25 protein-coding genes and 1 riboswitch are annotated in these 26,546 nt (G+C 72.6%); of the genes, 19 read left to right on the top strand and 6 right to left on the bottom strand.

Annotation, left to right across the window (positions count from 1 at the left end; all coding sequences use genetic code 11):
* The 3 genes from M8I34_RS18385 to M8I34_RS18375 form a co-directional block, all read left to right on the top strand.
* A partial coding sequence (locus tag M8I34_RS18385) for a CU044_5270 family protein (protein ID WP_250050503.1) occupies positions 1-826 on the top strand: 826 nt, incomplete at its 5' end.
* A 612-nt stretch (positions 827-1,438) separates the two neighbouring features.
* The gene (proP, locus tag M8I34_RS18380; RefSeq protein WP_250050502.1) at positions 1,439-2,950 is read left to right on the top strand and encodes a glycine betaine/L-proline transporter ProP; all 1,512 of its coding nucleotides are present in this window, start codon (positions 1,439-1,441) and stop codon (positions 2,948-2,950) included.
* Positions 2,951-3,168: 218 nt separating this feature from the next.
* Complete coding sequence (locus tag M8I34_RS18375; protein WP_250050501.1) at positions 3,169-4,293, top strand: DUF2330 domain-containing protein; 1,125 nt, start codon at positions 3,169-3,171, stop codon at positions 4,291-4,293.
* Positions 4,294-4,448: 155 nt separating this feature from the next.
* On the opposite strand, the gene M8I34_RS18370 is transcribed toward M8I34_RS18375, so the two are convergent.
* Positions 4,449-5,300, bottom strand: a complete 852-nt coding sequence (locus M8I34_RS18370; protein WP_250050500.1) for an AraC family transcriptional regulator — start codon at positions 5,298-5,300, stop codon at positions 4,449-4,451.
* A gap of 67 nt (positions 5,301-5,367) precedes the next feature.
* Between M8I34_RS18370 and M8I34_RS18365 the strand changes: the two genes are divergently transcribed.
* From M8I34_RS18365 to M8I34_RS18355, 3 genes are all read left to right on the top strand, one after another.
* A complete protein-coding gene (locus M8I34_RS18365) occupies positions 5,368-5,847 on the top strand; it encodes a DUF2000 family protein (protein ID WP_250050499.1) in 480 nt (159 codons plus the stop codon).
* A gap of 61 nt (positions 5,848-5,908) precedes the next feature.
* A complete protein-coding gene (locus M8I34_RS18360; protein ID WP_244415000.1) occupies positions 5,909-6,241 on the top strand; it encodes an antibiotic biosynthesis monooxygenase in 333 nt (110 codons plus the stop codon).
* A 66-nt stretch (positions 6,242-6,307) separates the two neighbouring features.
* On the top strand, positions 6,308-6,859 hold the full coding sequence (locus M8I34_RS18355; RefSeq protein ID WP_250050498.1) for a GNAT family N-acetyltransferase: 552 nt from the start codon (positions 6,308-6,310) through the stop codon (positions 6,857-6,859).
* 101 nt (positions 6,860-6,960) lie between these two features.
* On the opposite strand, the gene M8I34_RS18350 is transcribed toward M8I34_RS18355, so the two are convergent.
* Positions 6,961-9,039, bottom strand: a complete 2,079-nt coding sequence (locus M8I34_RS18350; RefSeq protein ID WP_250050497.1) for an MDR family MFS transporter — start codon at positions 9,037-9,039, stop codon at positions 6,961-6,963.
* A gap of 233 nt (positions 9,040-9,272) precedes the next feature.
* On the opposite strand from M8I34_RS18350, the gene M8I34_RS18345 reads away from it, so the two are divergent.
* Together M8I34_RS18345 and M8I34_RS18340 are read left to right on the top strand one after the other, a co-directional pair.
* Entirely contained in the window at positions 9,273-10,400 is a 1,128-nt protein-coding gene (locus tag M8I34_RS18345) for a peptidoglycan-binding protein (protein ID WP_250050496.1), read from the top strand.
* Positions 10,401-10,617: 217 nt separating this feature from the next.
* Complete coding sequence (locus M8I34_RS18340) at positions 10,618-11,280, top strand: HAD-IA family hydrolase (protein ID WP_250050495.1); 663 nt, start codon at positions 10,618-10,620, stop codon at positions 11,278-11,280.
* A gap of 100 nt (positions 11,281-11,380) precedes the next feature.
* Here M8I34_RS18340 and M8I34_RS18335 read toward each other — a convergent pair whose 3' ends face one another.
* Entirely contained in the window at positions 11,381-11,962 is a 582-nt protein-coding gene (locus tag M8I34_RS18335) for a TMEM165/GDT1 family protein (protein ID WP_030991537.1), read from the bottom strand.
* 224 nt (positions 11,963-12,186) lie between these two features.
* A complete protein-coding gene (locus M8I34_RS18330) occupies positions 12,187-12,945 on the bottom strand; it encodes an ABC transporter permease (protein WP_250050494.1) in 759 nt (252 codons plus the stop codon).
* Between the two features lie 209 nt (positions 12,946-13,154).
* On the opposite strand from M8I34_RS18330, the gene M8I34_RS18325 reads away from it, so the two are divergent.
* From M8I34_RS18325 to M8I34_RS18290, 8 genes are all read left to right on the top strand, one after another.
* Positions 13,155-13,799 carry an HNH endonuclease family protein gene (locus tag M8I34_RS18325; RefSeq protein ID WP_030991533.1) on the top strand — a complete coding sequence of 215 codons (645 nt, stop codon included), beginning with the start codon at positions 13,155-13,157 and terminating at the stop codon, positions 13,797-13,799.
* Positions 13,800-13,934: 135 nt separating this feature from the next.
* On the top strand, positions 13,935-15,683 hold the full coding sequence (locus M8I34_RS18320) for an alkaline phosphatase D family protein (RefSeq protein ID WP_250050510.1): 1,749 nt from the start codon (positions 13,935-13,937) through the stop codon (positions 15,681-15,683).
* A 204-nt stretch (positions 15,684-15,887) separates the two neighbouring features.
* Positions 15,888-17,876, top strand: coding sequence for an FAD/NAD(P)-binding domain-containing protein (locus M8I34_RS18315; RefSeq protein ID WP_250050493.1), 1,989 nt, complete (start codon positions 15,888-15,890; stop codon positions 17,874-17,876).
* Between the two features lie 79 nt (positions 17,877-17,955).
* The gene (locus M8I34_RS18310) at positions 17,956-18,420 is read left to right on the top strand and encodes a DoxX family protein (protein ID WP_244414992.1); all 465 of its coding nucleotides are present in this window, start codon (positions 17,956-17,958) and stop codon (positions 18,418-18,420) included.
* 272 nt (positions 18,421-18,692) lie between these two features.
* Positions 18,693-19,343 (top strand): DedA family protein, encoded by a 651-nt coding sequence (locus M8I34_RS18305; RefSeq protein ID WP_250050492.1) that lies wholly within the window; start codon positions 18,693-18,695, stop codon positions 19,341-19,343.
* Positions 19,344-19,475: 132 nt separating this feature from the next.
* Positions 19,476-20,054, top strand: a complete 579-nt coding sequence (locus M8I34_RS18300) for a GNAT family N-acetyltransferase (RefSeq protein WP_250050491.1) — start codon at positions 19,476-19,478, stop codon at positions 20,052-20,054.
* A 276-nt stretch (positions 20,055-20,330) separates the two neighbouring features.
* Positions 20,331-21,536, top strand: coding sequence for a class I SAM-dependent methyltransferase (locus tag M8I34_RS18295; protein ID WP_250050490.1), 1,206 nt, complete (start codon positions 20,331-20,333; stop codon positions 21,534-21,536).
* Positions 21,537-21,704: 168 nt separating this feature from the next.
* A complete protein-coding gene (locus tag M8I34_RS18290; protein WP_250050489.1) occupies positions 21,705-22,361 on the top strand; it encodes a nucleoside/nucleotide kinase family protein in 657 nt (218 codons plus the stop codon).
* On the opposite strand, the gene M8I34_RS18285 is transcribed toward M8I34_RS18290, so the two are convergent.
* The gene (locus tag M8I34_RS18285; protein ID WP_250050488.1) at positions 22,318-22,743 is read right to left on the bottom strand and encodes a hypothetical protein; all 426 of its coding nucleotides are present in this window, start codon (positions 22,741-22,743) and stop codon (positions 22,318-22,320) included. The two genes, M8I34_RS18290 and M8I34_RS18285, sit on opposite strands and share 44 nt — an antisense overlap.
* A gap of 118 nt (positions 22,744-22,861) precedes the next feature.
* On the opposite strand from M8I34_RS18285, the gene M8I34_RS18280 reads away from it, so the two are divergent.
* The 3 genes from M8I34_RS18280 (at position 22,862) to M8I34_RS18270 (ending at position 25,921) form a co-directional block, all read left to right on the top strand.
* Positions 22,862-23,545, top strand: coding sequence for a MarR family winged helix-turn-helix transcriptional regulator (locus M8I34_RS18280; protein WP_250050487.1), 684 nt, complete (start codon positions 22,862-22,864; stop codon positions 23,543-23,545).
* Positions 23,542-24,390 carry an alpha/beta fold hydrolase gene (locus tag M8I34_RS18275; RefSeq protein ID WP_250050486.1) on the top strand — a complete coding sequence of 283 codons (849 nt, stop codon included), beginning with the start codon at positions 23,542-23,544 and terminating at the stop codon, positions 24,388-24,390. Before M8I34_RS18280 ends, M8I34_RS18275 begins: the two co-directional genes overlap by 4 nt.
* Before the next feature lie 70 nt (positions 24,391-24,460).
* A riboswitch (cobalamin riboswitch) is annotated at positions 24,461-24,709 on the top strand.
* 30 nt (positions 24,710-24,739) lie between these two features.
* Positions 24,740-25,921 carry a HoxN/HupN/NixA family nickel/cobalt transporter gene (locus tag M8I34_RS18270; RefSeq protein WP_250050509.1) on the top strand — a complete coding sequence of 394 codons (1,182 nt, stop codon included), beginning with the start codon at positions 24,740-24,742 and terminating at the stop codon, positions 25,919-25,921.
* Positions 25,922-26,007: 86 nt separating this feature from the next.
* Here M8I34_RS18270 and M8I34_RS18265 read toward each other — a convergent pair whose 3' ends face one another.
* Positions 26,008-26,508, bottom strand: a complete 501-nt coding sequence (locus M8I34_RS18265) for a VOC family protein (RefSeq protein ID WP_250050485.1) — start codon at positions 26,506-26,508, stop codon at positions 26,008-26,010.
* Positions 26,509-26,546 lie beyond the last annotated feature (38 nt).

The following is a 26,546-nucleotide window of genomic DNA, read 5'->3' as shown; positions in this document are numbered from 1 at the left end:
TGTGGCGCTCACCTTTTCCGGCGCCGGCAGCAGCCCCGCCGTCGCCGCGCCCGTCGCCCTCCCCCTGCACGCCGATGCGCCGTCCGTCTCGCTGGACGTCCTCGCCCGCAGGGCGGAGGCCAGGGCGCGCACGGCCGGTGCCGCGGACGGCCCGCTCCGGGGCAGCCATCTCCAGAGCTGGTACATGAGCATGGAGTCGGGCCCGGACGCCGCGCCCCCCGTCACCGTGCCCGAGGAGCGCATCACCCACTGGAACGACGACGGCAGCGGCTCGGAGCTGGTCGTGGCCACCGACCCGCGGCATCCGGGCCGCCCGGTGATCCACGACAACGACGGGCACTGGCAGACCGTCCGTGACGGGAAGGTCCTGCACCGGAAGACCTATCCGGCGGGCTCGGAAGCCCAGCACAGCGGCCTCGCCTCCCGTACGAGGCCGTCGACCGACCCCGCGGCGCTGCGCGAACAGCTGTCGTGGCTGTACGGCGGGCCGGGCGGCACCCGCACGACTCCGCAGCTCCTGTCGGCACTCTCCTCCTTCCGCCAGGAGTGGACCCCGGGCCCGCGGGAGACGGCCGCCGTCGTCCGGATGCTGGCCGATGCGGGCGGGCTGCGGCAGGCGGGTGTGGTCACCGACCGGCTGGGCCGGCGCGGGCAGGCGTATGTGTACGACGGCCCCGACGGCGCCACGAACTCCACCCGCCAGATGGTGATCTTCGATCCGCGCACCGGCGAACTCCTGGGGCTGGAGGTGACCTTCACCAAGGACGAGCCGGAGTTCAAGATCAAGTCGGGGGAGGTGATGTCGTACGAGGCGTGGATGCCGTGAGGCGGCGGAGTACCGGGGTGTGATGCCGTGAGGCGGCGGAGTGCCGCGGGCCCGGCCGGGTAACGCCCCCGCGGGGCCGGCCGAGGCCCGTCCCGAGGTCCGTTCCGGGGCCCGGCCTGCGCGCCGGCCCCGAGTGGCGGGGCGGGCGGTCATGGCTGATCCTTGAGGGAACGCGACGATCCACATCGGCGCGGCGGTCAGGACTATGCCGCCGCGCCGTTTTCACGTCCGGACCACACGCACATCCCACACATACCGCCCTTGCCACGGCACTCCCGCTAGCGCCCCGGGTCGCCCTACGGCACGCACCCCACCCCGCGACATATCCGGCGACACATCCCGTGACGCACCTCACAATCGCCCGACGGTTGCAGCGGATCACCGCGATATGGATCACAGGCATAAGTGCCGTGGATTGCTTCGCGAAAGGGCGTTTCCCCTGCAAGGAGCGGGTATACGGCCACCTGCGCGGTCGACCGCGCACTGTCCGTGATGATCCGGTCTGCCCCTATGGTCGACCTTTGCCCGCCGCCGCATGGCGGGCCGCGGCCCGCCACCCCATGGCGGGCGTAGTCATGTTGTCGTCCAAAGAGAGCGCAGGCGAGCGAACACGTGCCGACGCATTCCCCCGTCGCACCCGGGCCCCGTCACCCCGTCGGCAGCCGTGCCGATACCGCACCCGATCCCCAGGAGGACCGGAAGGCGGATCCGGCGTACCAGACATCGGGCGACGTGACCGTCGTCGACCCCGCGATGGTCAAACGTGCCGTGTCGGCGGCCGCGCTCGGCAATGCGATGGAGTGGTTCGACTTCGGCGTGTACAGCTACATCGCGGTCACCCTCGGACACGTCTTCTTCCCGTCCGGGAATCCGACCGCGCAGTTGCTGTCGACGTTCGGAGCGTTCGCGGCGGCGTTCCTGGTACGCCCCATCGGCGGCATGGTCTTCGGGCCGCTCGGTGACCGGATCGGCCGGCAGAAGATCCTCGCGATCACCATGATCATGATGGCGGCGGGCACCTTCGCCATCGGCCTGATCCCGTCCTACGCCTCCATCGGCGTCGGGGCGCCCATCCTGCTGCTCGTCGCCCGCCTGGTACAGGGCTTCTCCACCGGTGGCGAATACGGTGGCGCCTCCACCTTCATCGCCGAGTACGCGCCCGACAAGAAGCGCGGATTCCTCGGCAGCTGGCTGGAGTTCGGTACCCTCGCCGGCTATGTCGGCGGTGCCGGCCTGGTCACGCTGATGACCGCGCTGCTGTCCACCGAGGACCTGAACTCCTGGGGCTGGCGCATCCCGTTCCTGATCGCCGGACCGATGGGCATCATCGGCCTCTACCTGCGGATGCGACTCGAAGAGACCCCGGCCTTCGCCCAGTTGGAGAAGGAAGCGCGGACGAAGGAGAAGGCGCGCCGCGAGGCCGAGAAGCGGATCGGCGTCCGCGAGATGATCTTCGGTCAGTGGCGGTCGCTGCTGCTGTGCGTCGGACTGGTCCTGGTCTTCAACGTCACGGACTACATGCTGCTGTCGTACATGCCGAGCTACCTGACCTCGGAGCTGAAGTACGACGAGACGCACGGGCTGCTGGTCGTGCTGGCGGTGATGGTCCTGATGATGGGCGTCCAGCCGTTCGCGGGCCGGCTCACCGACCGCTTCGGCCGCCGCCCGGTCATCGCCGCGGGCTGCATCGGCTTCCTGGTGCTGTCCGTCCCCGCCCTGCTGCTGATCCGGCAGGGGTCGCTGGTCGCCATCGCGCTGGGCATGGCCGCGCTCGGACTGCTGCTGGTCACCTTCACCTCGTCGATGCCGTCCACGCTGCCCGCGCTGTTCCCGACCAAGGTCCGCTACGGCTCGCTGTCGATCGGCTTCAACGTCTCCGTGTCGCTCTTCGGCGGTACGACGCCGCTGGTGGTCACGGCCCTGATCGGCGCGACCGGCAACAAGATGATGCCCGCCTACTACATGATGGCGGCGGCCGTGATCGGCGGCATCGCCGTTCTGCTGATGTCGGAGAGCGCCCGCAAGCCGCTGCCCGGCTCCCCGCCGGCCGTCGAGACCGAGGCGGAGGCGCGCGAGATCCGCAATGCGGCCCGCCGTCCGGCCACGGCCGACTCGGCTGTCTGACGCGCAGCACTCCCCTTTGGGCATACGAGGGCCCGGCCGGATCTTTCCGGCCGGGCCCTCGGCGTTCTTCCATGGCACGGCGCGGAGTTCAGGAGCGTCACGACCGGGCGGAACCAGCCATACCACCGTCGCCGTCTGTGTCGCTGCCGACCACGTGGAGCGGCGAGTGCTGATCGGGGGGACGGATGAGGGGCAGGGGGACGGACGCGGCTGCCGCGATGTGTGCCACTACGGGACGGCGGCGGGCGCTGCTGGTGGTGCTGATGTTGCTGGCCGTGCAGCTGGTGTCGCTGGCCAGGCCGGCGTACGCCTGTGGTTGCGGCGCCATGGTGCACGACCCGAAGACGACCATGGCGGTGAACCGCGAGACCTCGGTGGTGCACTGGGACGGCAAGTCCGAGCAGATCGTCATGAGCCTGACGGTGGACGGCACGGCGCCGGACGCCGCGTGGATCATGCCGGTACCGCACCGGGCCACCGTCCGGCTCGGCGACCGCGAGCTGTTCGACCGGCTCAGCGCGCTGACCGCACCGGCCGTCGAGGAGCGCCACTACTTCTGGCCCCGCAGCGGCGACTGGCCGTTCGGCGGGACGTACGACGGCGCCGCGGCGCCCGCTCCCGGCGCCCGCGGCCCGGGAGTCGGCGTGGTCGGCCGTGAGCGGCTGGGGCCCTTCGACGTCGCCCGGCTGACCGCCACCGACCCGGCGGCATTGCGCAACTGGCTGAAATCACATGGTTTCCAGCTCCCCGCCTCCCTCGCGAGCGCGCTGCGCCCGTATGTGCAGCAGCGATGGGAGTACGTGGCCATCCGGCTGGCCCCGGCCGAAGCCGACCGCCCGCTGACGGGGGCCCTCGAACCGTTGCGGCTGTCCTTCGCCAGCGACCGGCTCGTCTACCCCATGCGGCTCTCCCGTCTCGCCAAGACACCGCAGTCGCTGGGTCTTTACGTGCTCGCACCCCACCGGATGGAGCCGCGCAGCGCCATCGGCGGGACCAGGCCCGAAGTCTTCTTCGCGGGGCGGATCACACCCGAGGGGGCGCTGCGTGACCTCAGCGGCCCGCGCCGGACGTTCCTGACCGCCATCGACCAGCGTTTCCCGCAGCCCCGTCGCATCACCGGCGACCACGAACTCCTCCGCGCCGCCGGGGACACCCCGTACCAACGGATCACTTACACCGATTCGCTGCTGGTGGTGGGCGGTGTCCCGGCCTGGCTGCTGACGGCCGGCGGCCTACAGGTGCTGCTGCTCACGGCTGCCGCCCTGCTGATCGCCCTGCGCAGACGCCGATCCCGCAACGCCCCGCCGCCCGCTGCGGTGCGGGTGCCGCCGCCGCTGGGGTGACGGGGCCGACGTACCGAGCCGGCGCAACGCACCGGCGCAACGGGCCGGTTCCTTCACCTCCGTGCGTCTGTCCGTGCGCCTGTCCGTGCCCTACGTCCACCCGCCGGCCCGCCCCCTACGCCCACGCACGGCGCCCCTCGCCCCCGCGCCCCGTCTCAGGCCCGCGCACCGGCCCGGCGGAACACCCCCGGTGTGACGCCGAAGCAGCGCACGAACCAGCGGTGGAAATGGGCCTGGTCGGCGAAGCCCGCTTCGGTGGCGGCTTCGGACGTGGCACGGCCGTCGACGAGGAGGGCGCGGGCACGGCGCAGTCGCAGCAGCCGCTGGAAGTCACTGGGCGCCATGCCGTACTCGGCCCGGAACGCCCGGTAGAGCGCAAAGCGGCTGCATCCCGCGGCGCCGGCGAGTTCCTGGGCGGTCAGCGGCTGGTCGTAGGCCGCCATGAGCAGATCGCGCACCCGGCGGGCCGCCCCGGCCTGTGCACCCACGGGCAGTTCGCGCGGCCCGGCACTCGCGACGCCGCGGGACGCATTGCGCCGCACCATGGCCTCGACGGCCGCGGTGAGCCGCTCCTCCCGTACGAGGGGATCCGCCCCGCCGACGAGCGCCGGATGCAGTCTGCGCAGGGCGCGGGCCAGCACCGGATCGTCGACCACCGGGCGGTCGAACAGCGGCATGGCGCCCCGGCCGTCGGTCACATCGTCGAGCACGGCGCGTACGACGTCCGGGCCGATGTGCATGATCCGGTAGGTGAAGCCGAGTTCGACGGCGGACTCCCCGTCGTGCGGGTCGTCCGGGTTGAACGCCATCACCATGCCGGCGGCGCTGGTGTGGCCCGCACCGCGGCAGGTGAAGCGCTGGGCGCCGGTCTCCGTCACGGCGAACGAATAGGCGTCATGGCTGTGCGGGTGGAAGACATGCCGGACGAAGTGCGCGTGCATCGCCTCCAGGGGCCGGTCCGGATCGCGCCAGTACCGCGCCCAGTCCCCGTCCTGCTTCGTGCTCATCGCCCCAGTCTGCCGCGCCGCACCAGCGTTCAATACGGCAGTCCGGATGCCGGACGAGACTCCCCCTATGACGACCGCACCGACCACACCGAGCGCACCGACCGCAACCGCAACCCCCCGCACGGCCCCGGCCGCTCCCCGCTTCGACACCAAGATCGCCGTGATCGTCCGGGACGACCTCGCCGTCTGGCAGAAGCTGAACGTCACCGCGTTCCTCGCGAGCGGTATCGCACACGCCTCCGGCGACATCATGGGCAAGCGCTACGAGGACGCCTCCGGCCACGACTATCTGGCGCTGCTCCGGGAGCCGGTGCTGTGCTACACCGCCGATGCCGGCGCGCTGACCCGTACGCATGCCCGTGCGCTCAGCCGTGCCGTGCCGACCGCGCTGTACACCGCCGACATGTTCACGACGGGCAACGACGACGACAACCGGGCGGCCGTGCGGGCAGTGACCGCCGACAACCTCGATCTGGTGGGACTCGCCGTATACGGCCCGCGCGGCATCGTCGACAAAATCACCAAGGGGCTGAAGCTGCACGGCTGAGCGGCCGTGCCTTCCGGCCCTGGCCTGCGGCCCTTTCGCACCATGCGGCACGATGGGCGGTATGAGCATCGTGAAGATCAATGTACTGTCCGTGCCCGCCGAGCAGCGCGAGGTCCTGGAGAAGCGCTTCGCGTCCCGTGCCGGCACGGTGGACTCCTCGGACGGCTTCGAGTGGTTCGAGCTGCTGCGCCCCGTGGAGGGCACCGACCAGTACCTCGTCTACACCCGGTGGCGGGACGAGGAGTCGTTCCAGGCGTGGATGGAGGGCCCGATGAAGGCCGCGCACCAGCAGGGCGGCGCCGCCGAGGGCGGCGAGCGTCCAAAGCCCGCCGCGTCCGGTTCCACCCTGTGGTCCTTCGAGGTGGTGCAGCAGACCGGGCCGAAGCAGGGCTGACCCGCCCTCGGCGGCGTCACTCAAATCTGTTGCGCCGCGGGCCACCCCGGCCGCGACAATGGCGCCATGAGTGACGCCGCCACCCTCCGTCTCCCCTGGACCGTCTCCGCCGAGCCGGTCGGCTCGCCGGACGCCGAAGCGCTGCTGCGCGAGTACTACACCGAGGTGGCCGACCGCTATTTCGCGCTGCACGAGGGCCGCCGCTCGACGCCGGAGGAGATCGACGAGGGCGTGGCGGAGTATCCCAGCGCCGATCTGACGCCGCCGAACGGCGTGCTGCTGGTGGCCCGCCACGGCGAGGCGGTGGCGGGCTGCGTCGGAGTGCGGCTGCTGGACGCACGGACCGCGGAGCTCAAGCAGATGTACGTACGGGCCGCCCGGCGCGGCCGGGGCGGAGCGGGCGCGCTGCTCACGGCCGCCCAGAGGGCCGCGGCGCAGCTGGGCGCCGAGCGGGTCCGGCTCGACACCCGGCTGGACCTGGTGGAGGCCGTCGCGCTCTACCGGCGGCACGGCTTCACGGAGATCGATCCGTACCACGACGACCCTTACGCGGAGATCTACTTCGAGAAGCGGCTGGACGCGGACGCGGACATGGACGCGGGCCCGTTGACGGGCTGACCGGACCTCCATCTACCCACCGGCCGTGGTCAGTTCACGACCATCGTCAGATCACCACCACGGTCATGCCTCCGCAGCCATCACCCCCACCTCACTCACCCTCACTTCGCCAGGTCCGGCGGCTGTGGCGCCGGCGGATGGGTGCGCGGCAACGGCGGGCGGGCGTCGCCGTTGTGCGGCTCTTCCGCGTCCGAGCCGCACAGTTCCGCCGTCAGCTCCCGGACGAGTTCGGTGAGGTCGGTGGGCCGGTCCCTGGTCCACCAGTCGCCCAGCATCTCCGCGAGCGACTGCTGGCGGGCCGCCGAGAGCCGGCCGGCGGTCTCCCGGCCGCGGTCGGTGAGCCGCAGCAGCAGCCCGTCACGGGTGGCGAGTCCGCGTTCCTCGATCTGGCGGATGCTCTCGGCGATCACGCCGAGCGGCACCGTGCTGCGTTCGGCGAGCAGCGCCGGTTCCACCGTGCCGTGGCGGTGGATGCGCAGGATCAGCCAGCCGGCGGCCGGTTTGAGGTCCAGTCCGGCCCGTGCGGTGATCTTCTCGTAGATGTGCTTACGGCCTTCCCTGCTGCCGAGTTTGGACAGCGCGCGGGCGCATTCGTCGCGCGAGGACCGTTCGACGGGGTTGGAGGAGAGCACCTCGCTGGTGTCGGGGGCGGTGACGCTGCTGCGCAGCGGCTCCTCCCTGAGGAACCAGGCCAGGGCGAACGCGACCAGGACGACCGGGACGGCGTAGAGGAAGACATCGGTGATCGAGACCGCGTAGGCGTTGAGGACCCCGGCCGCCTGCCCGGCCGGCAGCCGGGCGACGGTCCGCGGGTCCTCGGCGATCGTGGACGGGGCGATGCCCGGCGGCAGTTGCGCCCCGGAGAGCGCCTCGGCGATCCGCGGACGGAGGTGGTTGGTGAAGACCGTGCCGAAGAGGGACACCCCGAACGAGCCGCCGATGGAGCGGAAGAACGTGGCGCCGGAGGTGGCGACACCCAGGTCCTGGTAGGCGACGGCGTTCTGCGCGATGAGCACCAGCACCTGCATGACCAGGCCGAGTCCGAAGCCGAAGACGAAGAAGTAGGCGCTCATTTCGCCGAAGCCGCTGGACCGGTCGAGCTGGTGCAGAAGCAGCAGGCCCAGGGCCACGACGCCGGTGCCGGCGATCGGGAAGACCTTGTAGTGGCCGGTGCGGCTGACGATGTGCCCGGAGCCGGTGGAGGCCAGCAGCATGCCGACCACCATGGGCAGCATGTGGACCCCGGACAGCGTCGGGGAAACCCCCTGCACGACCTGTAGGAACGTCGGCAGATACGTCATCGATCCGAACATCGCGAAGCCGACGATGAAGCCGATGACGGAGGTCAGTGTGAAGCTGCGGCTCCGGAACAGGCGCAGCGGCAGTACGGGTTCGGCGGCCCGGCTCTCGACGGCGAGGAACGCGCCCAGCAGCACGACGCCGAGCACGCCGCATCCCACGATCTGCCAGGAGCCCCAGGGGTAGCTGACGCCGCCGAGCGAGGTCATCAGGACGAAGCAGGCGGCGACCGCGGCGATCAGGGCGGTGCCCAGGTAGTCGATCCGGTGCCGGGTGCGGCGGCGCGGAATGTGCAGCACGGCGGCGATGACGGCGAGCGCGACGATGCCGACGGGGATGTTGATGTAGAACACCCAGCGCCAGCTGAGGTGGTCCACGAACAGCCCGCCGAGCAGCGGTCCGAGGACGCTCGAAGCGCCGAAGACGCCACCGAACAGGCCCTGGTACTTGCCGCGTTCGCGGGGCGGAACGATATCGCCGACGATCGCCATCGACAGCACGATCAGACCGCCGCCGCCCAGCCCCTGGAGGGCCCGGAAGACGATCAGCTCCCCCATGTTCTGCGCGACACCGCACAGCACCGAGCCGATCAGGAAGATCACGATGGCGGTCTGGAACAGCTTCTTCCGGCCGTACTGGTCACCGAGCTTGCCCCACAGGGGTGTCGCGGCCGTCGCGGCCAGCAGGTAGGCGGTGACCACCCAGGAGAGGTGGTCCAGGCCGCCGAGCTCGCTGACGATCGTGGGCAGTGCGGTGGCGACGATGGTCTGGTCGAGCGCCGCGAGGAGCATGCCGAGCAACAGCGCGCCGATCGCGACGAGGACCGTCCGCCGGGACCGCTCCTCCCCAGGGACGGCAGGAGCGCTGGTGTCCTGCGCCATGAGCTCTCCCTCTGTGTTCCGCCAGGCTGCCCTTTCCGTAGTGGACCGCCGTTCGGGCTTCTTCCATCCTGGGCGGTTCGGCCCGATATGGCCCGCCGAACGGCGTCCGGTATCCGGGGCCGTTCAGGGGACACCCGGGGCCTGTCGTACGGATGTGTTCGAGTGCCTGCGCGAACGGGTGCGGCCTCTGGATAATCGCTGCCGGTTCGAGGCCTCCAGGGAGGGGACCGCTCGTGACGGCACGGACATGCCCGCACTGCTCCGCCCCCGTACGCGGCGGCGGCCACCCCACCTGCCTGTGTGCGGCGGTCGACGCGGAGGACTTTGAGCCACTGCGCATTCGGCCGTACGTGTCACTGCCGGACGAGGGCGAGGACGAGGACGAGGGCGGGGACAGCGACTCGGGCGGCGCCCCGTACGACGACGGGAGGGGCCGGCCCTCCCTCAGCGGGGGTGACCGGCTGGAGGACTTACCCGGGGTGGACGCGGCCGTGCACCGAGCCGACGCGCCCTCACCCGCCGACACCCCCTCGCCCGCCGGCGATTCCGTCACCGGACCGTTCCCCTCGTCCGGCCCGTCGGACACCGCGGCCCCGGCGTCCGCCCCTCCCGCCTCTTCCGCCCCTCCCGCCTCCGCCAGCTCCGACTCCGACTCCGCCTCCGGGCCGCCCCTGCTGCCCCGTGCGCGCCGCCGCCCCGGCCCGGCCTCCCGGACGTTCCGCGCGTCGGAGGGGGAGCCGTCCGCCGGCCCCTTGCTCCGGCCCCCTCGCCGTCCGCGCGCGTTATCGGCCGCACTGGCGGCCGCCGTAGCCGCGGTGGCCGCCGCCGCGGTCCTGATCACCACCGATGCGCTGTCCGGCGACGCCCACGACCGGGCGGCGCCGCCCGGCCTCGGCACCGTCTCCCCCAGCGCCGGATTCCCCACCGACGGCGCGGCCGCCCCCACCCGGAGCGACGCCGCCCCCTCCCGCTCCGCGGCCCGCTCACCGTCACCGGACGCGACCGGGCTCCGCTCCCCCACGGCCACCGTGCAGCGCCACCGCACCACGAGCCCCGCGCCTCCCGCTCCCACCCGGGCATCCGGCAGCGTCACGGACTCCCCCGGCAGCCACGGCCCCAGCGCCCCGCCCACGGGGCCGATCGTGCTGCGCGAGGGAGCCGACGGCCCGGAGGTGGCGGAGCTACAGGGGCGGCTGCGCCAACTGGCCGTCTATACAGGCCCGGACGACGGGCACTACGGCGCGGAGGTACGGGCCGCCGTATCCCGCTATCAGCAGGCCTACGGAGTGACGGGCGACCCCGACGGCGTCTACGGCACGCGGACCAGGGCATCCCTGGAGTCCCGTACGCACGAGCCGTAGGGGCTGCCCGGCGGGCCGGGGCCGGACGGCCCGTGGCGCCGCGCTGACCAGGCCCGGTTGTCGAGACCCGGATCCGTTTTGTATCGTGAAGAAACAAAGTGGCTCCGCCCGCACTCCCTGACCGGCGGGCGGGGCCACGTTGTTTTCCCATGCGCGATCCGCCCCGTCCGCATGCGGCCGCACCGTCCGTATGCCCGTAGCGCCCAGGAGCCCGCCGATGACGGCCACCACCACGCTCACCGCCCGCGCCCTGCTGCTGGACATGGACAGCACGATCGTGAACTCCGAGGCCGTCGTCGAGCGCTGCTGGCGCCGCTGGGCGGCCGAGCAGGAGCTGGACGTGGACGAGGTCCTCAAGGTCGTCCACGGCCGGCAGGGCTGGGCCACCATGGCCGCGCTGCTCCCGGACCGCCCGATGGACCTCAACATGGCGGACAACCGCCGGATGCTGGCGCAGGAGACCTCGGACACGGACGGCGTGGTGCCGGTCCCCGGCGCGCCTGCCTTCATGGCCGCCCTCGCCACCCTCCCGCACGCCCTGGTGACCTCCGCCGACATCCCGCTCTCCGACGCCCGGATGGGCGCGGCCGGGCTGCCCATGCCGGCCGTGCGGATCACGGCGGAGAGCGTGAGCGCCAGCAAGCCCGATCCGGACGGCTTCCTCAAGGGCGCCGCCGAGCTGGGGTACGCCCCGGAGGACTGCCTGGTGTTCGAGGACTCCCAGGCGGGCATCGAGGCGGGGCGGGCGGCCGGGATGCGCGTGGTCGGCGTCGGCGACCGGGCCGCCGCCTTCGCGCCCACCGCGCAGGTACGCGACCTCACCGGCGTCCGCGTCGAGGCGCTGCCGGACGGCATGATCGCCGTGCACATCACGGGCTGAGAGCCCACACCCGACGCGGGGCGAGGGGGCCGGGGACGCCGGCAAAGCGCGTCCCCGGCCCCCTCGCCCGTTGCGTCCTGCGACTCGGCCGACGAACGTCTCAGCCGGCGATCGCCTCGTACAGGCTGAAGCCCGCCAGCAGCAGCATCACACCCGCCGCGATCTTCGTGATCAGCCCCAGCGGCACATACTTCATGAGCGTACGGCCGCCCAGGATGCCCAGGCCCGCCACCGCCCACAGGGCCAGGACGGCACCGACACCGACCGAGAGCGGGTCGTCGTAACGGGCCGCGAGGTTGGCGGTCATGATCTGGGTCAGATCACCGAACTCGGCGACCAGGATCATCATGAAGCCCGCCCCGGAGACCTTCCAGAAGCTCTGGTCGGCGGGCTTCTTCACCTCTTCCTCGTCATCGCCCTTCCGGAACAGCAGCACGGCGGCGCCGGCCAGGAAGAGGACGCCGACCACACCCTGTACCAGGCGGTGCGGCAGCAGCGTCAGCACGCTGCCGGCGGCGATGGCGAGCGCCACATGCACGAGGAAGGCCGCGGCGACGCCGACGAAGACGTACGAAGCGCGGTAGCGGGTGCCGAGCATCAGACCCGCCAGGGCGGTCTTGTCGGGCAGCTCGGCGAGGAAGACGACGCCGAAGACGACGGCGGCGACGGTAAGGCTGAACACGGGGTGGCATACCTCGATCGGTCGGGCCGCACCAAAGGGGCCCGGGAAAGGGGTCGCTTCGGCACGGCAGCGTCAAACACTGCGGCCGAAGGTCTCGCTGGCGCGGTACGTGTCCGTACCGGGCTCCGGGCGCCGGCTCTCCACGTCGTCTCAGCGCGCGGAACGCGCTCCACCAGAGGTGGTCGGGCGACGGGAGGGCAGTATGTCGACGGTCCGGCAGAGAGCTACTCCCCTTCTGCTGCCGTCAAGGGTACGCGGCGCAGCCGTCCGCGCGCGACCAGTTCCAGCACCGTCGCACAGGCCGCCGCCTGCACCGCCAGCAGGGCGACCAGCACGAACAACTGCACCGCACCGGCCTGTACGGGGGACGCGCCGCCCAGCAGCATGCCGACGAACGCACCGGGCAGTGTGACCAATCCCACGGTCCGGGTCTGGTCGAGCCCCGGCAGCAGGGCGTCCGAGGCGGCCGGGCGGGCGACCTCCATCCGCGCGTCGCGGTCCGGCAGCCCCAGCGCGAGACCCGCCTCGAACTCGCCGCGCCGGGTCTCCAGCTCGTCCAGCGCCCGCCGTCCGCCCAGGACGGTGGCGGTCAGCGCGCCGCCGATCAGGATGCCCGCGACGGGGATAAGGGTCAGACCGCGCGGCGGCACCAGGCCGGTGAGCAGCAGCAGAGCGACGACCGGCACGACCCCGGCGGCGATCGGCGCGGCGGCCCACCACCAGGTGTGGTTCCGGGTGATCCGGCGGCCGGCGGTCCATACGGCCACCCCGAACATCAGCGCGAGGAAACACAGCAGCCAGGGGAGGGCGTGCACCACCCAGCCGATGAGGTAGGAGACGGCGGCCAGTTGGGCGGCCGCGCGCAGTCCGGCGACGGCGATGGCCCGGGCATGGCCGAGGCGCGCCACCGCGGCGAGGGCCACGGCGGCGGCGAGCAGGACGGCGAGAACGACCCCGAGGGTGGCGTTGACCGGCAGCAGCACGCGCTCACTGTAGGGCGGCGACAGGGGCGCGTGCGCGGGGGCGACTCAACCGGAGTGCCGTGATGCATTTGTGGTGCCCCGTCAGCTCCCCTTGAACTGACGTGGGCATGTCGCCACTCTGTTACCTGGTGCCCATCCTGTGGAAACCCCACATCGCCACCATGGGTCGGCACCGCACGGCAACTTCCCCCCACATTCCGGGAGTTTCGATGAAAAAGGTCTACGCGCGTCGAGTTTCGCTCGCCGCCGGATCGGCCGCGGCACTGGTCTGCACGCTGGTACTCAGCGGACAGACCGCCCAGGCAGCACCGCCCAGCCCGCCGGACGCGGCCACCGCACGGACGTACCTCGCCGACATCAAGGAACAGGCCGAGGGCCCCCAGGACGGCTACAGCCGCGACAAGTTCCCGCACTGGATCGAGCAGGGCAAGAACTGCAACACCCGCGAGGTGGTGCTCAAGCGCGACGGCACGGACGTGCAGCAGGACGACAGCTGTGCGGCGAAGAGCGGCAAGTGGGTCTCGGCCTACGACGACGCGACCTGGACCAACGCGGCCGACCTCGACATCGACCATGTCGTGCCGCTGTCCGAGGCCTGGAAGTCCGGCGCCGCGCAGTGGACCACCGAGCGCCGCAAGGAGCTGGCGAACGATCTCACCCACTCCCAGCTGATCGCCGTCACCGACAACCTCAACCAGGAAAAGGGCGACAAGGACCCGGCGAAGTGGCTGCCGCCGAAGACCTCGTACCACTGCGAGTACGCCCGGATGTGGGTCTGGGTGAAGCATGAGTACGGCATGACCGCGGACTCCGCCGAGAAGGCCGCACTGAAGAAGATCCTCGACGGCTGCTGAGCCGCGCTCCCCGGCGCTGCCGGCCCTGCGCGCCCGCCGACCGGAAACCACCGGCCGGCGGGCGCGCCGCCGCCCCGGTCCCCCACCGTCCCCGTTGTGCTCCTATCCTCTGACCACGACAAGTGGGGAGGCACGATGGCCGGACTGCGCTTGGGGCCGCTGCTGCGCTACGTCGACGCGCAGAGCGCGACGGTGTGGGTGGAGACCGACGAGCCGTGCGTGGTGCGGGTCCGCTGCGACGACGGGCCGGTCGGCACGGAACGCACCTGGCAGGTGGCCGGGCACCACTACGCGCTGGTCGCGGTGACCGGTCTGGCGCCCGGCAGCGAGACGCCCTACCAGGTCCTGCTCGACGAGCCGGGGGCCCCTCCCGGCAGTAGTGGGGAGCAGGTCTGGCCGCCGCCCGGCAGCCGCTTCCCCGCGAGCACGATCCGCACCCTCCCCGCCTCCGCCGACGAGCCGCTGCGTTTCGCCTTCGGTTCCTGCCGCTGGTCGGCGACGCCCTCGAAAGCGGCGCACGACCCGGTCGGCCCGGACGCCCTGGACACCCTCGCCGCCACACTGGCCGCCGATCCCGGCCGGCCGCGCCCCCACGTGCTGCTCCTGCTGGGCGACCAGGTCTACGCCGACCAGACCTCCGACGCGACCGCCCAGGTGCTGGCCGCCCGCCGCGACATCAGCGAGCCGCCCGGGAAGCAGGTCGCCGACTACGAGGAGTACACCCACCTCTACGACGAGTCCTGGCTCGACCCGGAGGTCCGCTGGCTGCTGTCCACGGTCCCCAGCTGCATGATCTTCGACGATCACGATGTGATCGACGACTGGAACACCTCGGCGGCCTGGCTGGCCCGGATGCGGGCGACCCCTTGGTGGCGCGAGCGGATACTCGGCGGCCTGATGTCGTACTGGGTGTACCAGCATCTGGGCAATCTCTCGCCCGCGGAGCTGGCCGCCGACGCGCTGTACGCGCGGGTGCGGGCGGTGCCGGACGGGACGGACGCGGTGCGGGAGTTCGCGGCCGACGCGGACACCGATCCGGCCTGCGCGCGCTGGAGCTACCGCCGCGAGTTCGGCCGGGTGCGACTGGTCATGATCGACACCAGGGCCACCCGCGTGCTGGACGAGAGCAACCGCGCGATGCTCGACAAGACCGAGGGCGAATGGCTGCGGCAGGCCGTGCTGGAGGGGCGCGGCAGCTACGACCATCTGCTGCTCGGCAGTTCGCTGCCGTGGCTGCTGCCGCACCTCATCCATGCCGCGGAGGGCTGGAACGCCGCGCTGTGCGCCGGCGAGCGCGGCCCCCGCTGGGCCCGCCGGGGCGAGTTCCTGCGCCAGCGCGCCGACTTGGAGCACTGGGCGGCCTTCCCCGGTTCGTTCACCGCGCTCACCGAGCTGATCGCCGAGGCCGGTTCCGGCCCGGAGGCGCCGACGACGGTCTGTGTGCTGTCCGGCGATGTGCACCACGCCTACGTGGCGGAGCCGCACTGGCGCGGCGCGGGACCGCACCCCGCGAGCCGGGTGCTCCAGCTGACCTGCTCGCCCGTCCACAACAGCATTCCCGGCTCGCTCCAGGCCGGTTTCCGCTTCGGCTGGAGCCGGTCGGGCCGCTGGCTGGGGAAGCTGCTGGCCCGGCACGGGCGGCTGACCCGGCCGGCGGTGAAGTGGCGGCGTACGGGCGGCCCGTGGTTCGGCAACCAGCTGATGACGCTGACCCTGGCGGGCCGTACGGCGCGCCTCGCCCTGGACCAGGCCCGCCGGGAGAAGAGCGGCGGCGTCCGGCTCGTCACGGTCTGGCGGGCGGCGTTGTCCGATGCGCGGGTTGCCGGGAAATCCGGTGGTACGGGCGGCCCTGCACCGGGAACCGAACGTTCCAAGTCCGGATGATGCGGGCGCTCCGGCGCCGGTGAACGGCCGGCGGGCTCCGGGCGCCGGGCAATTGCCCCGGGTATCCGGCATTTTTTTGCCCACCCCCCGGTGCCGCATCGGCGGATCGGGCGGTGATGATGGGGCGCACCTTTGCCCGTCACCCGCACTCTCGGGCGGCCGCGCCCGCGCGCCGGCCGTCCACCGCCCCAGGGAGAGCCCCTCTTGGCAGCCGACCATCCCGCCGACCGCCGGACCCGGCCCGCCCTCGCCATCGTCGGCGCGGGGCCGCGCGGGACGAGCGTTCTGGAGCGGATCTGTGCCTCGGCCGCCGAACTGGCCCCGGGCGCCTGTCTCACCGTCCATGTCATCGATCCCGCGCCGCCCGGCGCCGGCCAGGTGTGGCGCACCGCCCAGCCGCCCGAGCTGCTGATGAACACCGTGGCGTCGCAGGTCACGCTGTTCACCGACGACAGCGTCGAGTGCGCAGGTCCGATACGTACCGGGCCGAGCCTCTACGCGTGGGAGGGGTGCGAGGTCGGCCCGGACGACTATCCGGGGCGCGCGCTGTACGGCCGCTATCTGGAGTGGGTCTTCCGCCACACGGTCCGTACCGCGCCCGAGGAGGTGACGGTCGTGGCGCACCGGGCCTGTGCCGTGCGGCTGGCCGAGGGGCCCGACGGCTCACAGTCGCTGACCCTCGACGACGGCCGGACGCTGGACGGCCTGGGGGCGGTGGTCCTCGCGCAGGGGCATCTGCCGGCCGTCGCGGACCCGGAGCAACGGCGCCTGGCCGACTACGCCGCCGGGCACGGTCTGCGCTATCTGCCGCCCGCCAACCCCGCCGATCTCTCCGCCGCCCTGGAGGCGCTGGCCCCGGGCCGCCCGGTACTGCTGCGCGGCCTCGGCCTCAACTTCTTCGACCACATGGCGCTGTTGACGACGGCCCGCGGCGGCCGGTTCGTCCGCGGCGGCGACGGGTCGCTGAGCTATCTGCCGTCCGGACGCGAACCCCGGTTGTACGCGGGCTCCCGGCGCGGCATCCCGTACCACGCGCGCGGTGACAACGCGAAGGGCGCGCACGGCCGTCATCTGCCGCTGCTGCTCACACCGGACGTGATAGCGGCCTTCCGCAAGCGCGCGGACTCCGGCGATCTGCCCGACTTCCTGGCCGAGGTCTGGCCTCTGGTGGCCAAGGAGGTGGAGGCGGTCTACTACGAGGCGCTGCTGGTGCGGCGCGGTGCGGACGGTGCGGCGCGGCTCCGCTTCCGGGAGCGTTTCCTGGCCGGCGCACACCGCGGCACCGACGAGGCCGCGGCGCTGGACGCCTGCGGGATCGCGCCGGCCGAACGCTGGGACTGGGACCGGGTCGCCCGGCCGCACGTGGACCGGTCGTTCGCCGGCCGCCCGGCCTTCCGTGCGTGGTTGCTGGAGCATCTGCGCGAGGACGTCGCACACGCCCGGCAGGACAATGTCTCCGGACCGCTCAAGGCGGCCCTCGACGTGCTGCGCGATCTGCGCAACGAGCTGCGGCAGATCGTCGACCACGGCGGGCTGGCCGGCGTATCCCGCCGCAACCACCTGGACCGCTGGTACACCCCGCTCAACGCCTTCTTGTCCATCGGGCCGCCGCGGCGCCGGATCGAGGAGATGACCGCGCTGATCGAGGCGGGGGTGCTGGAGGTGATCGGCCCCCGGATGACGGTCCGGCTCGGCGCCGCCGACGGCAACGGGCCCGGTTTCACGGCGCATTCACCGGAGGTTCCGGGGTCGGAGGTGACGGCGACGGCACTGATCGAGGCGCGGCTGCCGGAACCGGACGTCCGGCGCACCGCGGACGCGCTGCTGGCCCGGCTGCTGGCCGACGGCGGCTGCCGGCCGCACACCGCGGACGGCTACGAAACGGGCGGGATCGATGTGTCGGCGAGCCCGTACCACCTGGTCGAGGCCGACGGCGGGCGCCATCCGCGGCGGTTCGCGGTCGGGGTGCCGACGGAGGGCGTGCACTGGGTGACGGCAGCGGGGGCGCGCCCCGGGGTGGGGTCGGTCACCCTGGCCGACACGGACGCGGTGGCGCGGGCGGCGCTACGGGCCGCGGTGACGGGTGCGGGGCCGGGGGCGGGCTCGGGTGGAGGTGCGGTTCCGGACACCGGCGCGGTTCCGGACGCCGGCCCGGCCGCTTCGGGCCAAAGGTCCCATTTGGCCAGAGGTTGAACTTGCAAGTACTGATTAGGTTCCCCTAACCTTCGCCTCCAACGGTGACCTCGTCCCCAGAAACCGTAGGAGTCCCCACATGTCCGCACCTCTGACGTCCTTCACCCAGAGATCGGCCCCGCACGCGCACGCGCTCTTCCGCATCGTCGTCGGGCTGCTCTTCGCCTGCCACGGAGCGTCCTCGCTCTTCGGCGTCCTCGGCGGCGCCATGGGCCAGGGCGGCACCGTCCCGACCGGCGCCTGGCCCGGCTGGTACGCCGCGGTGATCCAGCTGGCCGGCGGCCTCCTCGTGATGCTCGGCCTGGGCACCCGCCCCGCGGCGTTCATCAGCTCCGGCTCGATGGCGTACGCGTATTTCTCCGCCCACCAGGGCTCGGCGCTGTGGCCGATACAGAACGGCGGCGAGGCGTCCGCGATGTTCTGCTGGGCCTTCCTGCTGATCTTCTTCATAGGCCCCGGCTCGTGGGCTCTCGACCGGGTCTTCTTCGGCGAGCGCGAGCAGGCGCAGGCTCCCACCGCTCACCAGGAGCCTTCCGCCGCCTGACGCATCACCCCCGGCGGGCCCGGCACTTCCGGCCCGCCCCCGCACGGCCCGTACGGCACCGCCGCCGTACGGGCCGTGCGGCGTCCGCGGGGCGAATCCCGACGCGATACCGCCCCCTCACGCCCCGTCACTTTCCCCGCATTTACTCGCCTTCTCCCGCATTCCCCCCCGGCCTCCCGCCCGCAAAGGCCAGGCGTACGCTGTATGGCTGTAGGGCCGCCCCTGCCGCACCGAGCGACGTCGCGGCGGGGTTCCGTACCGGGAGTAGGACGTTGCTGGAGAGCCTGGGGTCCCTTCGCGGCACCCCGTGGGTGTATGTGATCGTCAGTCTCTCGATCGTCCTCGATGTGTTCGTCCCGATCCTGCCCAGCGGCGTCCTGGTGATCACCGCGGCCACCACGGCCGCCGGCGCCGGCACCGCGGCGGACGCGGTCGGCGGCGTCCATGCCGCCTCCGTGCACACCGGCGCCCACCTGGCCGAGATGGTCTCCCTGGTGCTGTGCGCGGCCACCGCCTCGGTGCTCGGCGACATGGTCGCCTACCGGCTCGCCTGGCGCGGCGGCGACCGCTTCGACCGCGCCATCGGCCGCTCCCGTCGTCTGACGGCGGCGCAGGAACGGCTGGGCGCGGCGCTGACGCGAGGCGGCGGCGGCATCGTCGTGCTGGCCCGCTTCGCACCCGCCGGGCGCTCCGTGGTCAGCCTGGGCGCCGGCGTCGCGCACCGTACGGTCCGCGAGTTCCTCCCGTGGTCCGCACTCGCGGGTCTCGCCTGGGCCGCCTACAGCGTGAGCCTCGGCTACTTCGGCGGGCACTGGCTCGGCACGTCCTGGGTGGGCACCGCCCTCTCCGTCATCGCCCTCTTCGCCGCCGGGTCGGCCGCCGCCTTCCTGATGCGCCGCCCGGACCGCCGCACGGCGCACTGACGGCCGGGGACCGTCGCCCGCCCGGCGTCCGGAGGAGCGGCCGCCGGCAGGCGCGGCCCCGGACAGCCGCCCCCGCACGGCGGGGCGAAAACCCTTGGCCGGTTGTCGGACCCCGGTGCGACGATGAAGCGCATGAGCGGCACCCACGAAAGCAACGGCCCGCACGCCACCGGCGACAGCGCGCCGCGCGCCCCGGTCCCCGCCACCTGGCACCCCCGCCCCGAAGCCGCCGAGGACGTGCCGGCCGTCCGCCGGATCAACCTCGCCGCCTTCGAGACGGCCGGCGAGGCGGACCTCGTCGATGCCCTGCGCCATGACCCGGCGGCCTGGCTGCCGGGCCTGTCCTACGTCGCCGAGGCACCGGACGGCACGCCCGCCGCCCATGCCCTGCTGACGCGCTGTCATGTCGGCACGGTCCCGGCCGTCGCGCTCGCCCCGTGCGCGGTACTCCCCGCGTACCAGAAGTGCGGTGCCGGCAGTGCGGTGATCGGGGCGCTCCTGGAGGCCGCGCGGGCGGCCGGTGAGCGGACCGCGATCGTGCTCGGCCATCCGCCGTACTACCCACGCTTCGGCTTCGCACCGGCCGCCGACCGGTTCGGCATCCTGCCCCCACAGCCCTGGCCGGACGAGGCCTTCATGGCGCTGCCCCTGGACGGTTCCCTGCCCCCGCGCGGCACGGTGCGCTACGCCGCGGCGTTCGGCATCGCCTGACGCCGGCTCCGCCCTGCCCGGCTTCGGGCCCTCCAGGCCTCGGCGCTGCGCCGTGCCGGTCCGGCCTGCGCCCATCCGGCCTGCGCCGACCTGGCCCGGTCCGGCCCGTGCTGCCGACGGTACGGCCAGGGGCGGTCCCGATCCGGAGTAAAGTCAACCGTCACACCACCCCGCCCACCGACTCCTGCGAGCGCCTCACCGTGCCCCGGCGCCGGACCGGCGCCGCGCCGCGGCACCCCTGGGACGGGCCCGAACCCACACGCGAGGCACATTTCGGTGAACCAACCGCCGGTCGTCGAATGGACCGAGGCCGACGAGGCCCGTTCCGCCCGTTGGCGCTCCGAGAACGGCGCCCCGCCACCCCGCCGCATCGTCATCGCGGACGACCGGACGAAGGCCGACGACGCCTACAAACTCGCCTGCGAGGGCACCGCGCTGCTGTGGCGCGGCGACTTCCACAACGCCCGCCAGTTGCTGACGGCGCTGGCCCGCCGCATCGACCGCCGCCCGCGCAAGGCGCCGCCCGCCGATGCCACCCAGGCGTTCCATGTGCACCGCGCCGCCCAGAATCACCGCGCCCGCATCCTGGGCATGCTGCTGGTTCCGCTCGACGCGACCCTCGCCGTCCCGCTGCACCGCGCCCCCGACGTCCGCGAGGCCTGCGCCAGGGCGTACGGCCCCGGCGAGCCCGCCGCCGCGGAAGCCGCAGCGGAAGCCGCAGACGGCACCGAGGGCCCGGACCCGACCGCCTCCCTCGTCTCGCTGCGCGAACTCCTCGCGCTCGTCGGCGCCAACGAATGGCGCAGGAAGGGCGTCGAGATCCCGGCGCTCGGCGGCGACCGTATCCACCCGCATTACGGCGTCTTCTCCCCGGCCCGCGGCGAGTATGTGGACCTGGTGGCCGAGGCGCCGCTGCCCCACGACGAGCTGGCGTTCGACATCGGCACCGGCACCGGCGTACTGGCCTCGGTGCTCGCCCGGCGCGGTGTGCGCAGGGTCGTGGCCACCGACCAGGATCCGCGGGCGCTGGCCTGTGCCCGCGAGAACACCGAACGCCTGGGCGTCGCCGGTCAGGTGGAGGTGATCGAGGCCGACCTGTTCCCGGCCGGCCGTGCCCCGCTGATCGTCTGCAACCCCCCGTGGGTGCCCGCAAAACCGACCTCCCCCGTGGAGCACGCGGTGTACGACCCGGGCAACCGGATGCTGCACGGCTTCCTGAGCGGCCTCGCGGACCATCTGACCCCGGACGGCGAGGGCTGGCTGATCCTCTCCGACCTGGCCGAACACCTCGGCCTGCGCCCGCACGCCGAACTCCTCGACGCCTTCGCCAAGGCCGGCCTCACGGTCCTGGACCGGCTCGACATCACCCCGCGCCATCCGCGCGCCCGCGACACCTCCGACCCGCTGCATGTGGCCCGCGCGGCCGAGGTCACCTCCCTGTGGCGGCTGGGCCTCGCGGACCGGGGTGCGTCTCTCCAGTAGGGCATGCCCCGCCCGTCCGGCCCCGAGGACCGTCCCCCTGAGGGCACGCTCCTCGGGGCCGCCCCGCCCGTTTTGCCGTACCTCTGAGCATCCCGGCCTGCCACCGGCCTGGCCACCGACCGGGGGCGTACGGCCGGCGCCCCGCCCCTCAGGCACGATGGACGCACCATGGATTCCCGGCACCTCCTCTCCCGCGCCCGTCGGCTCGCCGCCTCCGCGACTCCCGGCCGGCGCCGGCTGCTCGGCATCACCGGACCGCCCGGCGCCGGCAAGTCCACCCTCGCCGCCCACCTCGTGGCGGAGCTGGCCGGGCAGGCGGCGCTCGTACCGATGGACGGCTTCCATCTCGCCGAGGCGGAGTTGCGCCGGCTGGGCCGTACGGACCGCAAGGGCGCGCCGGACACCTTCGACCCGGCCGGCTATGCCGCACTGCTGGCGCGCCTGCGCTCCCCTGAGCCGGACACCGCCGTCTACGCCCCGGCCTTCGACCGCCGTATCGAGGAGCCGGTCGCCGGCAGCATTCCCGTGGCACCCCACATTCCGCTCATCGTCACCGAGGGCAACTACCTCCTCCTGGAATCCGCCCCGTGGCCGCGGGTCCGGGCGCTGCTCGACGAGGTCTGGTACGTGGAGCTGGACACGCCGGAGCGGATCCGGCGGCTGGTCGACCGGCATGAGCGCTTCGGTCGTCCGCGCGCCGAAGCCGAGCGGTTCGTGCACGCCTCGGACGAGGCCAACGCCCGTGTCGTGGCGGCCACTCGGGACCGCGCCGACCTCGTCATCACCTTCGCACCCGAAGAGGCCCCACCTCCGCCGACCGCATAACCCCGCTCCCCCGCCGCTGTCTTCCGGCGAGCAGCCCGGCCACCGACAGCGCGCCCCACCCCGCGGACACCGCGGCCGCCTTCAGCTTGCGGTCGCGGCCCGGCAGCGTCGCGCCGAGGAGTACGGCGTCCCCGAAGTCCGCCGCCATCCGCACATACGCGGCGGTGCGCAGCGCCTGGCCCTCCGGCGCCAGCGCCATCGCCAGCCCGCTCACCGCATCCCGCCAGGCCAGCGGGCGCAGCGAGGTCCGGGTCGCCGGCTCGGTCCGCCCCTCGGCGTCGACCAGCCCCGAGGGCCGCGCCAGCAGATCGGGCGCCACCGCCACCGCCACTCCGTACACGGCCGTGGCCACCCCGACCGCACGCAACAGACCGACCTTCATGGGCCGTCCACCTTTCTCGTCCACCGTCCGAGCGGGCTCCGTCATGCCCACCGCCTCATCAACTCCTTTCCGCGGCAACCCTCTTCCCAAACGACATCGCCGATGTCATCATGACATCATGAGTGTCATTGAGGGGGATGTGCAAGGGAGCGTCGACGAGGTTGCCGAAGAGGATGTCGAAGGGGACGCCGTGAGTGTCGTCGCGAGCCATACCGAGCGTGCCGGCGGCGGGGATCCGACGCCCGCCGAAGACCTGCTGTACGGCGTCATCCGACGCCTGTGGCCACTGCACCGCACGGTCGTCCGCGCGGTGGAGCACGAGCTGGCGGGCACGGGCATGACGGCCGGCGAACACGCCCTGCTGGACGCGCTGCGCAGCGAAGGCCCGCAGACCGTGCCGCAGTTGGCGCGCGCCATGGGGCTCGACCGGCAGCCGGTGCAGCGCTGGGTGAACCACGCCGCGGAGCTGGGTCTGGTCGTGACGGCCCCGAACCCCGCACACCGCCGCTCCTCCCTGATCCGGCTCACCGCCGAAGGCACGGCGGCGATAGGCGGCATCCAGGCGTTCGAGGCGTCGGAGCTGCGCCGGCGGCTGGCCGATCTGCCCGCCGGGGACGTCCGTACCGCACTGCATGTACTGGACCGGCTCGGCGAGGAATTCCGGCATCTGGCGAACGGCCCGCGCAGTGCGCCGGAGGAAAGCGACAGTCAGGGCAGTTGCGGCAGTGACGGCAATAGCGATGACAATGGCATCACGCCCGCTTCACCGCATCAGGTACACAAAGGACGGCCCGCAAGATGACCCGAGGAATCACCGCCTGGTCCGAGATCGACAACGGCATCGTGCCGGTCGACGACGGCGAGCTGTTCTACGAGACGGCCGGCTCGGGCCCCGCGGTGGTGCTGCTCCACGGCGGCATGCTCGACCAGCACATGTGGGACGAGCAGTTCGCCTGGCTGGTGAACTCCGGCCTGCGCGCGATCCGTTACGACTTCCGCGGCCATGGACTGTCCTCCACCGTGGCCGGCGACTACGCCAACCACGACGACCTGTGCGCCCTGCTCGACGCGCTCGATGTCCCCGACGCCGTCCTCGTCGGCCTCTCCCATGGTGCGCGGGTCGCGCTCGACACCGCCATAGCCCACCCGGACCGGGTGACGGCCCTCGCGCTCGCCTCCCCCGGGATCAGCGGCCGCGCCTTCACCGACCCCTTCCTCCTGGAGCACATCAAGGCGCAGGTGGCGGCGATCGGCGCCCCCGACGGCGCGGAACGCTATGTCGAGCACTTCCTGCGGATGTGGGTGGACGGACCGCATCGCGAACCGTCCGCGGTGCACCCGGGATTCCGTGAGCGGATGCGCGCCTCGGCGGAGGCCAATGTGGAGGTGCATGCCGACGGGGCGGGCGCCGGTATGCCCCTTGAGGTCGGCGCCGCCGACCGCCTCGGCGAGATCCGGGTGCCGACGGTCGTGTTCGACGGTGACCTCGACAGCAGCGACATCTCCGCCAACGCCCATGCGATAGCGCTGACCGTCCCCGGCGCCCGAAGAGTCCGGATACCGGGCGCGGCCCACATGGTCAATCTGGAGAACACCGCGCTCTTCGACCACGAACTCCATGCCTTCCTCTCGGCCCTGGAGTACTGACGCCCCGCGACCACCGATCGCCCACCGCCCAGGGCCCGGCCCCGCGAACCTCGCACCTCCCGGGCGGCAGTTAGAGTGACCGGGCCGTGGTGTACGGGAAGACCGGTGACGGACCGTGTGGTCCCAGTCCGGAGCGGCCCTCGCCACTGTGATCGGGGAGTCTTCGCCCCTTCCACCGGCGCACGACGCGCCGGTGGCGCCACTGACCGCAGCCCGCGGCCGGGAAGGCGGGGGCGGACGCGTACACCCTCCCCCAAGCTCTCAAGGAGCAGGGTGGTACCCCCAAGCCAGGAGACCGGCCACGGCATCTCACGAACTGATCCACGAGGTGCTGGAGCGTGACCGCCGGATGGCCCTGTCCACCGATACCCGCAACACCCCTGCTTCCGCCGCTTTCCGCTGGCGCCGGCAGGACACCGTCCGCACCGCGGGCCTGATGGCCGTCATAGCCGGTCTGCACGTCGTCGCCTTCGGCGTGCTCTTCCTGCTCGTGGTCCCCCATCACTACGCCGTGGGCAGCCAGGTCTTCGGTGTCGGGCTCGGCATCACCGCCTACACCCTCGGCATGCGGCACGCCTTCGACGCCGACCACATCGCCGCGATCGACAACACCACCCGCAAGCTGATGGCCGACGGAAAGCGGCCGGTGTCGGTCGGCTTCTGGTTCGCCCTCGGGCACTCCAGTGTCGTCGTCGCGATGGCGGCCCTGGTGGCGGGCGGCGCCCAGCTCGCGGGCACGCTGCTCAACGACGAATCCCGTACGCACCAGATCCTGGGCACGATCGGCACGACGATCTCGGGTACGTTCCTCTACCTCATCGCCGCCCTGAACCTCATCGCGCTGGCCGGGATCTGGCGGGTCTTCCGCGGTATGCGCAACGGCCACTACGACGAGGCCGAGCTGGAACAGCGCCTCGACGCACGCGGCTTCATGAACCGCTTCCTGGGCCGGTTCACCCGCTCGATCACCCGTCCCGGCCAGATGTTCCCGCTCGGCTTCCTCTTCGGGCTCGGCTTCGACACCGCGACCGAGGTGACCCTGATGGTGATGGCGGGCAGCGGCGCCGCGGCCGGCCTGCCCTGGTACGCGGTGCTGTGTCTGCCGCTGCTCTTCGCCGCCGGGATGAGCCTGTTCGACACCCTCGACGGGACCTTCATGAACTTCGCCTACCAGTGGGCGTTCTCCAACCCGGTGCGCAAGGTCTACTACAACCTCACCATCACCGGCCTGTCGATCGCCGTCGCCTTCTTCATCGGCACGATCGAGCTGGTGACCGTGCTGCACGACAAGCTCGCCCTCAACGACCCGCTCACCGGCTGGATTTCCGGCCTCGACCTCGACAATGTCGGCTTCCTCATCGTCGGCCTCTTCGTGGTGGTGTGGGCCGCGGCGCTGGCGTACTGGCGACTGGCCGGCGTCGAGAAGCGCTGGGCGGCGCGAACGAAGCCGACGCCGCAGGCGGAGCCGACGGAACAGGCAGAGCAGGCGGAGCAGGCAGAGCAGGTGGAGCAGGCCGCGCCGGGCGCCTGAGGCACCTCAGCCCCAGCAGCCCCGTACGCAGCCGCCGCCCGTATCACCGCCCGTGCCCGTACCGCCGCCCGGGCGCGGCTGCCCGGTCAGGTGGCCGAACCGGCCGCCGCGCCCGTCATCAGATCCGGCCCCCAGCGCTCCAGCGCCGCCGCCAGGTCGAGGGGCAGCAGCCGGTCCGGCTGGTCCGGGCCCGGCCAGTCCTCCCGCGGGACCCGCCACATCACCTCGAACTCGATGCCGTCCGGGTCCTTGGCGTACAGCGACTTGGCGACGAGGTGATCACTCGACCCCACCAGCGCGCCCCGCTCGACGAGCCGTGCATGTGCCGCGACGAGTTCGCCGAGCGTGCCGGTCTCCCAGGCCAGGTGGTAGAGCCCGACCCGACCGGCCTCGGGCCCCGGTGCGTCCGGTCCCACCGCGAACAGCGCCAGGTCATGGTCGTTGAGCGAGCCGGGCGCGCGGAGGAACGCGGCCCGTCCCGGAATCTCGGTCCCCACCTCGAGCCCGAGGGTGTCGGTGTAGAAAGCGACCGACCGCGCCACATCGCGGACGTAGAGCACCGCGTGGTTAAGACGTCGTACGGACATGAAGCCTGCTCTCCGTTTCTGCCGCAGCGGTACGACCA

It is taken from the genome of Streptomyces sp. MCA2 (assembly GCF_023544705.1).
In the GTDB taxonomy this organism is placed as follows: Bacteria; Actinomycetota; Actinomycetes; order Streptomycetales; family Streptomycetaceae; genus Streptomyces; species Streptomyces decoyicus.
This window is presented reverse-complemented; position numbering and strand designations above follow the sequence as displayed.